Raw genomic sequence first — 12,273 nt, forward strand, 5'->3', positions numbered from 1 at the left:
GTGTGAGTGCATTACGAGGTGGATGTATGACTGGCGCCGTACGGACAGAGGGCATCCCAGCCGCCGTACTGACGGCCGATACGACCGGTCCCGACGCCCAAATCCCCGGCGTCACGGCCGGGTGCGTTGAGCCGGTGTGTCAGTTCCAGCCGCCGTCGGCGTCGATGGTGGCGCCGGTGATGAAGGACGCGTCCGGAGAGAGCAGGAACGCGACCACGGCGGCAATTTCGTCAGGTTCGGCCAACCGGCCGAGTGCGCTCATGGAGCGGATGAGCGCGGGAAACGGCACATCGGCGAGCGCGGGATGGACGTAGTTGGGGGCATAGCCGGCCATGCGAGTAGCGGTGGCGCCCGGGGCTATCGCGTTGATCGTGATGTTCCGCTCGGCCAACTCGGGAGCGAGATTGCGCACCATCGCCGAAATAGCGGCCTTGCTTGCCGCATACAGGGCATGCTGACGGACCGCCATACGCGCACTGACCGAGGAGCTGAGCACGATCCGGCCACCGTCCGTCATCGCGGCCACCGCGGCCTGGGTGACGAACAGCTGCCCGGCCACGTTGGTCTGGAAGAGGCGGTCGAAGTCGGCCTGAGTGATGGTCTCCAGGGCTCCGAAGTGCTCGACCCCGGCGTTGCTGACCAGCAGGTCCAGGCCGCCGAACTCGGACACCACCGCGCCGACGAGCTCGTGGGTCCGGGCCCTGTCACTGATATCGGCCGGGAAGGCCGACGCGGCACACCCGCTGTCGCGGAGTTCGCCCACGAGCGCCTCGGCCGCCTCTTGATCGGATCGGTAGTTGACCGCGACCGTGGCCCCCTGGGCGGCCAGCCGCCGCACGATCGCGGCGCCGATTCCGCTGCTGCCTCCGGTGACCAGGACCCGCTTGCCCGCCAGGCTTGATGTCAATGTCATCGCGCTACCCGCGTTCTCTCTGTGCTCGCCGGATGTGAACAGTCCTTGGGCCGGACCGCCCGTTCCTCCATCGCGTCGACAACCGACTTAGTCAGGAACATTGACTACTGTAGTCACATGGCGGAACTAACGGCAACAGCAACCGGCCCGAGATCACCGAGGGGCAGCCGGCCCGTGCGGAACGTGGCGAGCCCGGAACCGCGCACGCACCACCGCGGCCGGGCCGGCAGGGGATCCGGCCCAGCAGCATTCACGTAGGGTGTGAACCTCGCGGGATCAGGCGGGAGAACAGGACCGAGAGCGCTATGGACGACGAGCAGCGGGTTGATCTGGGGACGTCGTTGTTCATCCCGTACCGGTACACCGAGGACCGGATGTTCCGGGCCCTGCAGGATGCCGGTTTCGACGACTGGACCCTCACCCAGTGCCGGGTGTTCCAGCGCGTCGCCCCGGACGGCTCGCGCCTCACGGACCTCGCTGACCAGGCCCAGATGACCAAGCAGAGCGCCGGCGTGCTGGTCGACCAACTGGAACGCCTGGGCTACGTCCGCCGGATCCCCGATCCTACGGACGGCCGCGCCCGGCTGATCGTGATCGAGGAACGCGGCAGGCGGGCCGTCGAGGTGGCCTCGGCAACACTCGACGAGATCCTCTCGGAGTGGAAGACCTACCTGGGCACCCGCAATTTCACGCTGCTGCACCAGATCCTGGAGCAACTCCGCGAGATCACCGACCCTTACGCGCAGTAGAGCCGCCTGCCGCCAACCCCGTTCACCCTGAGCCGCCGGGGCAGCCGACGGGCTGCGGCCTCACCTTGTTGGTCAGTTGGTCAGCCCTATTGACTACATTCATCAGTCACCCTGACGACTTTACGGTGGGCGGTCGGACCCTTCGCCGCTGGACTGGTGGACCTCCGTACTGCAGACGTCCCAGCCAGGCGGGTGGGATGAGGCCACAACCGACGGCCCAGCGAGGCGGCTAGCTCCGCCAGCGGCTGCGGGGCGGAGTCCGGCACAACAAGGGCCTGCACGGGAAAACCCAAGCGCTCCTCCGGCCCAGCCACCCGTCGTCCCACCGCTCCCCCGAGGTCGCGCCATGGTCTGCCAGCCAGGTGCGGTACGCCTGCGCGGCGCCGCCGGCGTGCGGGTCGCAGAAGAAGCGGCATCCGGGCCACGTCACCTGGCGGAACGCCTTGAGCCACCGTGATCACGTCACGTGTGCAGGTCCTCGTGGTCGCTGCCTTCGCCTCCCGCCGCGCCTGCGCCCACCAGCACAATCAGCGGGGCTGCCCGGGCTCTACAGAGCGCGCGCAGGCGTTTGGGAGGGCGTGGTCCGCGTCCGCCTCAGACCGTCGGCGTCGTCAGCGACCTCGACGTGACGGCGACCCCCGCGAGCAGGGCAGCCACCAGGGTACCGATGATCGCGGCGACGACGGCATCCGAGTTCAGGTGCAGGCCCACGTCCGACGAGGTGGCCTCGGAGAGACCTGCGGCCATACCGACCAGCGGGGGCAGGGTCACCAGCACACCGAGGGCGGCGCCGATAGCGACAACCAGAGCGGTCTCGCCGGCCGAGGTGAACAGGAGCTGGCGGGCGGTGCCGCCGGCCGACTTCATCACCCCGAAGTCGCGGTGTGAGCGTTCACGTTTTTCCCCACGACGAGTGGTTTGAGCGTCATGTAATTCCCCATCCCGAATTCTCCTAATTCCCCAGGGGTACGACGGAGTTCGGGATCGAGGGACCTGGTCATCGCGGAGGCGCGTGGGCAGCTCTCGGCCTGTAGTGCGGATGGCCGATGGGCAGCCCGGATGGCGAGGAGAAGGTTCGTCGTGGTCGACATCACCGAGATCTATGTCCACTGGTACGCAGGCCGATCGAAGAGCGAGCTGGCCGCGTCGCTGGGGGTGGACCGCAAGACGATCAGGAAGTACTTGGCGCCGGCGGAGGCGTCCGAGATCGTCCCGGGCGGTCCGCCGATGCGAGAGGCCGACTGGGCCAAGCTGATCAAGAGATGGTTCCCTGAACTGTCTGACCGGCGGCTGCGGCAGATCACCTGGCCCGACATCGACCAGCACCGCGACTACATCAAGAACCTGCTGGGGACGGTGACCGTCTCCACGATCCACCAACGGCTGCGGGACGAGCACAAGCTCGACGTGTCGATCTCCTCGTTCCGCCGGTGGGTACATGCCACGTTGCCCGATGAGACGACAAGGTCGCAGGTCACGGTCTTGCGCGATGATGTCGAGCCGGGCTCAGAAGCTCAGATCGATTACGGCCACCTGGGTCAGTGGACCAATCCGAAGACCGGCAAACGGCACCGGATCTGGGCGTTCGTGATGGTACTGCCGTGCTCGCGACACATGTTCGTCCGCCCGGTCCTCTACCTGCACCAGCACGCCTGGACCGAGGCCCACGTCGCCGCCTTCCGCTACTTCGGGGGCGTCCCGCGCCGCCTGGTCCCGGACAACCTGCGGACCGGCGTCGACAAACCCGATCTCTACGACCCGAAGATCAACAAGGCCTATGCCGAACTCGCCACCCACTACGGCGCCTTGGTGGATCCAGCCCGCGCCGCCCGGCCCAAGGACAAGCCGCGGGTCGAGTGGCCCATGCCCTACATCCGGGACTCGTTCTGGCGTGGACGGGAGTTCACCTCGATCGAGCACATGCAGGCCGAGGCTGTCGCCTGGAGTCAGAAGGTGGCGGGCCGACGACAGTGCCGGCCGCTGCAGGGAGCCTCACCGATGGCAGTGTTCGAGGCCGTCGAAGCCCAGACCCTACTGCCGTTGCCACCCACTCCGTTCGTCCTGGCTCGCTGGTCAACAGCGACGGTCGGACCGGACATCCACATCAAGGCCGGCCGCACCCTCTACTCGGTGCCCTGGGAACTGATCGGCCGCCGGGTCGACGTCCGCTCCACCGCCACGATGGTGAGGGTCTTCCTCGACGGCGACCTGGTCAAGACCCACGCCTCGCTTGACCAGGGCAAACGCACCGACAAGGGTGACTACCCGCCGGAGAAGATCGCCTTCCAGATGCGCACGCCAATCTGGTGCCGGACCCAGGCATCCGAGGTCGGGGACGCCTGCCGGACCGTCGTCGACCAGCTACTGGAGGTCAACGCGCTCTACCGTCTCCGCGCCGCCCAGGGGGTCGTCGGGCTGAGGAAGAAGTACGACGAGACGCGGCTGGAGGCCGCCTGCGCGAAGGCAATCACGGTCGGTGATCCGTCCTACCGCACCATCAAGGGCATCCTGATCGCCGGCACCGAGACCGACCCTGAGCCCGAATCAAGCGGAGACGCGGGAGCCGCAGCCTTCCTCCACGGGCCCCAGCGACTGTTCGCCTCCGTCGCCCCGGCCGAGACGGCGGACGACATGCACGACGACCAGGTCCACGGCGAAGCTAAGGGAAGCATCTGATGAGCGTGATGGACACCGCCCTGCGCGAGTCGCTGAAATCCCTGCGGCTCTCGGGAATGCTGGAAACCCTCGACGCCCGCCTGGCCCAGGCCCACGGCGGCGAACTCGGGCACCTGGACTTTCTCCAGGTCCTTTGCCAGGACGAGATCACCCGCCGCGAGACCGTCGCCTTCCAACGACGCCTGACACGGGCGAAGTTCGAGCAGCAGGTCACCCTGGAGGAGTTCGACTTCACCGCCTCTTCGAAGCTCCCAGCCCCCCAGATCCGAGATCTCGGGGCCTTGCGCTGGCTCCACTCCGGCGAGTCGGTCATCCTCTTCGGGCCGGTCGGGGTCGGCAAGACCCACGTCGCCCAGGCCCTCGGCCACCTCGCGATCCGCCAGGGCGCCCACGTCCGCTTCGCCAAGACCAGCCGGATCCTCGCGGACCTCGCCGGCGGCCACGCGGACCGCACCTGGGACAAGCGGATCCGCGAACTGGTACGGCCCGACGTGCTCATCCTCGACGACTTCGCCATGCGCCAGCTCAGCGCGGCCCAGGCGGATGACCTCTACGAACTGGTCAGCGAACGGCAGGGCCGGTCCCTGATCATCACCAGCAACCGGGCACCCAGCGACTGGTATCCGCTCTTCCCCAACCCCGTCGTCGCCGAGTCGCTCCTGGACCGCCTGATCAACACCAGCCACCAGGTGATCATGAACGGCCCCAGCTACTGCCCCAACAAGCGGCCAAAGAACCCCACTGACAAGACCAAGTAGGGAGAATCGGTGGACGTCGTCGGGATACTGCCGTCATGGCCGTCACGCAACAACTTGCCCGCATCCCTGCGGAGTATCTCGCCTCCTGCCATCAGTCAGCTGACGAGTCACCGGATGGAGATCCTCACTGGGATCCACCCACGGCGGACACCCTGGACCTGGACTGGGCGCCGACTCTGCTCGAACGGATCTGCGAGCTGGGAGGTCTCGATGACGTCCACCTCAACGCTCTGCGGCAGTCCACCGAGGGCGATGTTGCAATCGACCTCGGCTTCCTCAACACACACCCGCATGCCATCGGTCCCTTCGGGCCCGCTCCCACGGCCCTCTCCGCGGCTCAGGTGGCTCGCGTCTCGGAACTGCTCTGGCAGATCGACTTGACCGCCCTTCTGGCCGCCTTGCCGACCGACGAGACAGAGGCCGCTTCCTTGATCGGCGACGAGCCGGCCAGGATCGTCGGCGGCCCGAGGAAGTACCTGCTGGGGCACTTCAATGCCCTGCGAGAGTTTTACCGTGATGCATCCCAACGGCACCTTCTTCTCGTGCTGTGGTGGGACTGACGCGGGGCGCCCTCCAGTCAGCTCACGGCAGCACCTGGGGAATTACGTGAACTTCCGCCTGGGTAATTGCGTGACCGTCCACACGCGGCGCCGGCCGTGGGCGGCCATGGCCATGGAGTTGGCGACGGCGATCACGCTGTAGCCGACGGCGATGACGATCAGCATCATGGCGAGCGACTCGGTGAGCTTGGCGTCGGTGTTGTAGTCGGCCAGGGCGTACTCGGCGGCGTCGTGCAGCGCGACTCCGGGAGCCGAGGCCGAGGCCTTGGCGTCGCGCGGGACGAAGATGTCGTCAGTGAGTGCGGCCGGGTCGTGGGCGCGGGCCAGGTCACGGGCGACCACGAAGTCGCCGCGAGCCGGGTCGTCGGGCAGCACCTGGGATACGCGGAGAGTGACGGTGGCGCCGTCCGCGAACCGGACCGGGACTTCCTGGCCCTGCTTCAGCCCCAGGTCACCGGCCATCTTCTCGCCGAGGACCGCCTCGCCCGGCTTGTCCCACTTCGCGTCCCGGCTGCCCACGACGTCCAGGACGGTGGCCGCCCGGGGGGGCGGAGGGGGGCGGGGGGGGGCGAACTCCGCGCGGTTTCCCGTGCCGGGTGTCGCCGGCGAGATGCGCGTCCCGGATGTCGGTGCCTGTGGTCAGTCCAGGCTGATGCGGTAGGTCTCGTGCGGGGTCTGTATGTCCCGGCACGTCAGTTCTCCGCTGGCGCCGCGATAGGCATCGGTCCCGCCCGTGATCGCCATCCGGACCGTGCTGCTGCCCTTGGTCCACAGCGACTGGGCGGTCAGCTGGCCATCGGGCAGCTGGACCGACAGCACGCAACTCGTCGTGGTCCGGTCTCCTTCGAGGTCGGTGACCTGGCAGGAGCTGCCGTCCTTGCCCACGCGGTGGCCGTCTCGTGAGAGCAGGTCCGTGTAGATGAACTCGTCCCCGATGCTCAGTCCGTGCTTGCCGACGTCCGAATGGACCACCTTGTCGTTGCCCACATCCAGTTCGATCACACGGTGCGAATCAGTCCGTGCCGTGCGATCGGTGGCCTGAGCGGGAGCCATGATCGCGGTGGTCACGAGGGCTCCGGTGCAGACGGCGCCGAGCAGCATGATGGTTGGCCTGTCCATGGTCGTTCTCCTTTGTCTCGTCAGCCCGCAGCCGGCGCAAGGTGGCGTTCCGGCGCAGAGCTCGTGTCACTGCCGGCCGGGCCGCCGCGTTCAGCGGCGCGACGCAGCGCTCCGGTCTCGATGAGGTCGGCCACCGCGGCGATGTCCCGATCGAGGCGTCGGTCCCGGTCGACGAAGTCGCTGTGCTGCCGGATCATGGAGTGCACCGCACGGACCGCCGGCGAGGCGCGCTCGACGCCGCGCAGGTCGAGTGCCTGAGCGAGCGCGAGCAAGTGGATCGCCGCCACTTCCCGGACCAGCCCGTTCACCGTGCGGGCGTCACGCGCGGAGATCGTGCCCATACTCACGATGTCCTGGTTGTGCGCCTCGGTGGAGCGGGAGAACACGGACACCGGCCCCGTCTGCTTGAGTGCCTCCGCAGTCACGGCGGACGCCGCTATCTGCATTCCCTTGAAGCCGTGGTGGAGCCCTGCCTGCGGATCGTCCGCACAGCGGGGCACGACGAGATTCGGCGGCAGCCCCTGGCTGAACTTCTCATCGATGACCAGCGCGAGCTGGCGATCCATCAGGTTGGCGAGGCCGGCCACGGTGGTCTTGAGGCTGTCCATGGCTTGGCCCACGTGTCCAGCGTAGAAGTTGCCACCGAGGTGCAGAGCGTCTTCGTCCGCGTCGAACAAGGGGTTGTCGGTTGCGGAGTTGATCTCGGTTTCGAGCCACTGGTCGGTCCACTCCAGCGTGTCGCGGACGATCCCCACGATGTGCGGCGCGCAGCGCAGTGAGTACTTCTCCTGGATCCGTTCGCTGAGACGCAGGCCGGCGCGTCCCGCGAGTCGCTCGCGGCGCACGACGATGTCCTCGAAAGAGGTGGCGAGCCGTGATCCATCGAGCAGCGCACGGATGCGGCGAGCCGATTCGGCCTGCCCCGGATGGGGTTTGTGCGCGTGGATGAAGGGATGCAGTGCCGAGGCGTTTCCGTGCAGGACCTCGAAGGTCATCGCGGTGGCCAGTTCCGTCGCGAAGGTCAGCTCTCGTGCGTCCGCGGCGGCGAGCACCGCGTAGGCCGAGGCGAACGAGGTGCCGTTGATCAGGGCTATGCCCTCCTTGGGGGCCAGCCTCAGGGGTTCGAGGCCTTCTTCCCGCAGAGCGTCACCCGCCGGGCGGACGCGCCCTCGGTGGAGAGCCTCCCCGCTGCCGTCCACCACGGCTGCCAGGTAGCAGAGCGGGACCAGGTCACCGCTGGCGCCCAGCGAGCCGCGTTCGGGGATCAGTGGCAGCACATCGTGTCGCAGGCAGTCCAGCAGGAGGGTCACCAGTTCCGGCCGTACGGCGGAGACGCCATGGGCCAGGGCGTTGGCCCGAAGCAGCAGGGCGGCGCGGGACACGGCGGGATTCGCGATGGGTCCGGTCCCGTTGAGGTGGTACTGCACCAGGTTGCGCTGCAGTTCCGCGGCCCGGCCAGGGGAGATCTGCCGGTCGCAGCTGTCCCCGAACCCGGTGGTCACACCGTAGATGGGGATTTCCTCCGCGAGCAGACGCTCCTTGAGCTCCATCGAGGCCTGCATGCGCACGGCGGCGGACGGGGCGAGCGATATCGTCACGCAGCGGGGGGCCCGCGCGGTATCCGCGACCTGGCGTGGTGAGAGATTGGTTCCGTCCAGTTCCAGGTGCTGGGGCACCGGTCTGCTCCTCCTTGTGTGTTCCGCCCTCGCCTTCGTGGCGGGCTTTCGGGAGCGGCCCGGACACGAAGACGACGGCGGCGGGGCGGTGGGTACGGGTCCTGGCTCAGTACACGCCCTCGATCACCTTCTGGCCGTCCACCTCCGCGGCCGGGTGGATCGAGCTGAGCGAGTCGCCCGCACCACTCGGGCTGGGGACGCGGGTGGCCAGGTCGCGCTCGACGCTGTTGAGCACCAGCCCGTACCGGGTCAGGTAGTTCATGACGACCGCCCCCGTCTCACCGTGGGCGACGGGCAGGCCGGTGTCCGGGTTCACGACCCGGTACAGCACGTAGGGGGAGTACGAGTCGAAGACCGTGTCCCCCGGTTGCGCCGCGCTGCGCTCGACGGTTCCGCTCAGCACCGTGGTACTGCCGTAGGAGCCGCGGAAGCGGGTCTTGGGGAACAGTTCGCCGGACAGGAAGTCCAAGGTGTCGGGGTCCATGTGTGCCCCTGTCCAGACGATCAGCCGCACCTTGTCCCGGATGAGGGTGCGGACCGACGGCCGCTCGGACAGTCGCGCGAGCAGGGGTGGGGTGGTGATCAGGAAGGCGATGTCCTGTGACTGGAGGACGAGTTCGGCCTGATCGACCAGATGCTCGACGTAGGCGGTGGCGATGGCGGTCTCGCCGTCGGCGATGAGCCGCTTCACCCAGCGGGGATCCAGGTCGATCGAGAAGCGGACTCCGCCCCGGGCCCTGGCGATCCTGTTGGAGTACTCGCCCAGCATGTGGGGGCCGCTGGGAGCGACAGCCAGTGTGTCGCCGACCCCGTCGTCCGGGTAGTGGGAGTTCTCCCAGTTCATGTACTGGTCGAACCAGTTCTCGAACATGAGGAAGCGTTTGGGTGCGCCGGTAGTGCCGCCACTCTCGTACACGGCGAAGATCTCCTCGTCGTCGCCGAGACCACGGGGCACGAGGTCGGACACCGGCACGTCGCGCTGCTCGTCCACGAGATTGGGGAACCTGAGCAGGTCGTCGACGCACCGCACGTCCCGGACGGGGTCGAATCCGAGCCGGTCACGGCGTTCGAGCCAGAAGGGGGATCCGGTCCCGGGGTCGAAGTGCCAGTGCATCATGGCGCGGACGTGGGCGTCGGCGTGTTCGGCGTTCATGGCAAGGTCACCACTTTCTCGGAGAGCTGGGTCCGGTGGGATCGGCTCGTGCGCCGGGTGGGCTACACGCCGTGGGAGGCGCCGCCGTTGATCTGGACGATCTGCGAAGTGATGTAGCCACCGGGCCGGGAGCACAGGTAGAAGCTGAGTTCGGCGACGTCGGCGGGGTCCCCGGCACGGCCGAGCAGAGTCTGGCGGACGAGCGTGTTCTCGCGGTCGGCGGGCAGTTCGCCCCCGAAGAGGTCGGTGTCGGCGACGTAGCCGGGCGCGACGGCGTTGACGCTGATGCCCCGTGGACCGAGCCGGTTGCTGAGTGTGTGCACGTAGGAGTGCAGGGCCGCCTTGGCAGCGCCGTAGCCGCCGCTGCCGCCGCTGCCGCGGTAGGCGGCGATCGAGCTGTACAGCACGATGCTGGCTTCGTCGGCGAGTTGGGGGACGAGGCCTTCGACGGTGATCACGGCGGTCATCACATTTGCCTGGTGTGCGTCCTGCCACTCACGCACGATGGACTCGACACCTTCGGCGTTCTGAACGGGGACAGCGCCGGCGCAGCACACGACTGCGGATACCGCCTGCCCGGTCGCGGCGGCACGCTCCTGCAGGGCTGTGACGGACGCGGGGTCGGACACGTCCAGGGCGAGTGGTTCGATGTCCGCGCCGGGGACTTCGGCCCGGATCTCTTCGGTGGCCCGGGCGAGCCGGTCCTCGCGGCGGGCGATCATCAGCACCCTGTCCTTGTTGCGGGCGAAGCGCAGCGCGGTCGCTTTGCCGATGCCTGCGCTCGCTCCGGTCACGACGATCAGCCTGGTCATGGTGGCTCCTTTCCTGAGCAGCCGGGTGGGTCTGCGTTGGGCGGTGTGTACGAGGGTAGGCCGACGGCCTCAGGGCAGCAGAGCCAGCAGCCGCCGCCGGTCGGGTTTGCCGGTGGGCAGTCGGGGGATGGTGGGAACCTCCATGAGCCGAGAGGGGCCGGGGAGGTCACTCAGCGCGGCCCTGATCCGGGCGGGCGCTGTGGAGCCGGTGGTCCAGAAGACCGCGTAGCCCTCGCCGGCGACAGTGCCCCTCGCCAGCGGGATCGCCGCGCAGTCCGCTCCGGGCAGGCGCGTGGCGAGGAGTGCGGCCACCTGATCGAGATGGACCCGTCGGCCGTTCACCTTGATCAGGTCGCCTCGGCGCCCGGCGAGCCGGAACGTCCGTGGACCGAGGTGGTTCACCAGGTCGCCGGTGGCCCAGTGCTCCGGAGGCCGGGCGGCCGTCTGCGGGCGGGCGAGGCGTGGTCCGGAGACCACCAGGTCCTGCACGCCCGGCACCGGGCCGCGAGCGCGCGGGAGGTCGACGTCGGCGAAGGCGTGCCAGGGGCCGGTGTCGGTTCCGGTGGCGGCGAGGGGCCGGTGGGCGATGCCTCCGGTCTCGGTGGACCCGAGGATCTCGTGCGCCCGCAGGTGAGGGCCGGTGGCGGCGACGACGTCCCTGGCCTGAGGCGGTGCGGTCGCCGAGCTGTGCAGGGCCACGACGGATCGCGCCGTGGCGAGTGCGGATCGGCTGCGGTGCAGGATGGACCAAGTCATCGGCACGCAGACGATCAGGGCCCGGCTGCCGCTGCGCAGGTGCAAGGGTGTGAGCGGGTCGGCCCACGCATGGTGGACGTCGATCCCCCGCAAGCGTGGCAGCCAGTCGCCGAACAGGGCGCCGAACAGATGGTGCGGCGGCGCGTAGCTGACCACTTCGTCCACCTGCCCGACGAGGTCGGACGCGATCAGGTCCACTTCACGGCGCATCTGCTCCGTGCTGCGGAACCATCGCTGCGGCCTGCCCGTGCTGCCTGAGGTCTCGAAGGGGAACTCGCGCGCGTGCGGGCCGTCGCCCGCCTCAGCGGTGGGGTGCGTAGCCGGCCGGGTCATCCCAGCTGGTCCTCGACGCGTTCGCGAACGTATTCGGTGGTGCGCTCCAGCGTGCTGAAGGAGTACCGGACGTCGTCGCTCACGAAGTCGACCTCGATGCCGAACTCGTTCTCCACCGCGGTCACATACTCCAGGGCGGCGAGGCTGTCGAAGCCCGGCAGCGTCGTGGCCAGGTCGGCGGTCGGGTTCAGTGCGCGCACCTGGTCGCCGAAGCGCTTGTGCAGGACGTCCAGGATGCGCGGCTGGATGTCGGCGGGGCGGGTGGTGGTCTGCATGAGGGATGGGTCCTTCCTGTCGCACGTCTCGTGGCCGGCGGCCTGTCCCGGGCTGGTCAACGGGTGGGGCCGGCTCCGGCGGGCGCCGGTGCGCCGCTGGTCATCGTGTTCCCGTCCCGGTACAGCACGTGATCGGGGCGGGTCGGCTCGAAGCGGACCATGAGGTGGCCGGTGCCCGCCTCGGGGCACAGGGTCCGGCGGATCTCCTCGGCCAGGCCCGCACGGTACTCGGCGTCACGGTCCGGGTGTACGTGGCAGACGACCGATGCCCATGGAGCCCGGCGCTGGTCGCCGCCCGGGTCGTCGAAGGTCGTCAAGGGTACGCCGCGAACGAAGTAGGCCATCGGGTCCGCGGTGTGAAAGGCGACGACCACGTGGGCGGCGTCGGAACCGTGGTTCGTCAGCCAACGGGTCAGGTTCAGGGCCGCCTTCAGGCGGGCGGATGGGGTCAGTGCGGGGCTGGTCACGTCAACGGTGGGCAAGGGGAGCTCCT

Annotated in this window: 14 protein-coding genes; 4 read left to right on the forward strand and 10 right to left on the reverse strand. The window is 68.6% G+C overall.

What is annotated here, in order from left to right; genetic code table 11:
- Positions 1-139: 139 nt before the first annotated feature.
- Positions 140-913: an SDR family NAD(P)-dependent oxidoreductase gene (locus OG917_RS00935; protein ID WP_328315545.1), complete on the reverse strand. Its 774-nt coding sequence runs from the start codon at positions 911-913 to the stop codon at positions 140-142.
- A gap of 305 nt (positions 914-1,218) precedes the next feature.
- Between OG917_RS00935 and OG917_RS00940 the strand changes: the two genes are divergently transcribed.
- A complete protein-coding gene (locus OG917_RS00940) occupies positions 1,219-1,662 on the forward strand; it encodes a MarR family winged helix-turn-helix transcriptional regulator (RefSeq protein WP_328315546.1) in 444 nt (147 codons plus the stop codon).
- Between the two features lie 594 nt (positions 1,663-2,256).
- On the opposite strand, the gene OG917_RS00945 is transcribed toward OG917_RS00940, so the two are convergent.
- A complete protein-coding gene (locus OG917_RS00945; RefSeq protein ID WP_328315547.1) occupies positions 2,257-2,772 on the reverse strand; it encodes an ABC transporter permease in 516 nt (171 codons plus the stop codon).
- Between OG917_RS00945 and istA the strand changes: the two genes are divergently transcribed.
- From istA to OG917_RS00960, 3 genes are read left to right on the forward strand one after another with little or no spacing between them, the layout of a single operon-like run.
- A complete protein-coding gene (gene istA, locus OG917_RS00950; RefSeq protein ID WP_328315548.1) occupies positions 2,743-4,338 on the forward strand; it encodes an IS21 family transposase in 1,596 nt (531 codons plus the stop codon). The two genes, OG917_RS00945 and istA, sit on opposite strands and share 30 nt — an antisense overlap.
- On the forward strand, positions 4,338-5,096 hold the full coding sequence (gene istB, locus OG917_RS00955) for an IS21-like element helper ATPase IstB (RefSeq protein ID WP_328315549.1): 759 nt from the start codon (positions 4,338-4,340) through the stop codon (positions 5,094-5,096). Before istA ends, istB begins: the two co-directional genes overlap by 1 nt.
- Positions 5,097-5,131: 35 nt before the next feature.
- Complete coding sequence (locus OG917_RS00960; protein WP_328315550.1) at positions 5,132-5,656, forward strand: DUF1877 domain-containing protein; 525 nt, start codon at positions 5,132-5,134, stop codon at positions 5,654-5,656.
- A gap of 42 nt (positions 5,657-5,698) precedes the next feature.
- On the opposite strand, the gene OG917_RS00965 is transcribed toward OG917_RS00960, so the two are convergent.
- From OG917_RS00965 to OG917_RS01000, 8 genes are all read right to left on the reverse strand, one after another.
- Positions 5,699-6,175, reverse strand: coding sequence for a hypothetical protein (locus OG917_RS00965; RefSeq protein WP_328315551.1), 477 nt, complete (start codon positions 6,173-6,175; stop codon positions 5,699-5,701).
- 120 nt (positions 6,176-6,295) lie between these two features.
- Complete coding sequence (locus OG917_RS00970; protein ID WP_328315552.1) at positions 6,296-6,775, reverse strand: allene oxide cyclase barrel-like domain-containing protein; 480 nt, start codon at positions 6,773-6,775, stop codon at positions 6,296-6,298.
- A 20-nt stretch (positions 6,776-6,795) separates the two neighbouring features.
- Positions 6,796-8,451: an HAL/PAL/TAL family ammonia-lyase gene (locus OG917_RS00975; RefSeq protein ID WP_328315553.1), complete on the reverse strand. Its 1,656-nt coding sequence runs from the start codon at positions 8,449-8,451 to the stop codon at positions 6,796-6,798.
- Between the two features lie 106 nt (positions 8,452-8,557).
- Positions 8,558-9,604 (reverse strand): phenazine antibiotic biosynthesis protein, encoded by a 1,047-nt coding sequence (locus tag OG917_RS00980; protein WP_328315554.1) that lies wholly within the window; start codon positions 9,602-9,604, stop codon positions 8,558-8,560.
- 62 nt (positions 9,605-9,666) lie between these two features.
- The gene (locus OG917_RS00985; RefSeq protein WP_328315555.1) at positions 9,667-10,416 is read right to left on the reverse strand and encodes an SDR family NAD(P)-dependent oxidoreductase; all 750 of its coding nucleotides are present in this window, start codon (positions 10,414-10,416) and stop codon (positions 9,667-9,669) included.
- Positions 10,417-10,485: 69 nt separating this feature from the next.
- Positions 10,486-11,505 (reverse strand): class I adenylate-forming enzyme family protein, encoded by a 1,020-nt coding sequence (locus OG917_RS00990; protein ID WP_328315556.1) that lies wholly within the window; start codon positions 11,503-11,505, stop codon positions 10,486-10,488.
- Complete coding sequence (locus OG917_RS00995) at positions 11,502-11,780, reverse strand: acyl carrier protein (RefSeq protein WP_328315557.1); 279 nt, start codon at positions 11,778-11,780, stop codon at positions 11,502-11,504. The genes OG917_RS00990 and OG917_RS00995 overlap by 4 nt, the downstream gene beginning before the upstream one ends.
- Positions 11,781-11,836: 56 nt before the next feature.
- Entirely contained in the window at positions 11,837-12,262 is a 426-nt protein-coding gene (locus OG917_RS01000) for a hypothetical protein (protein WP_328315558.1), read from the reverse strand.
- Between the last annotated feature and the right edge of the window lie 11 nt (positions 12,263-12,273).

The sequence above is a fragment of the Streptomyces sp. NBC_00388 genome, from assembly GCF_036061255.1.
Lineage (GTDB): Bacteria > Actinomycetota > Actinomycetes > Streptomycetales > Streptomycetaceae > Streptomyces.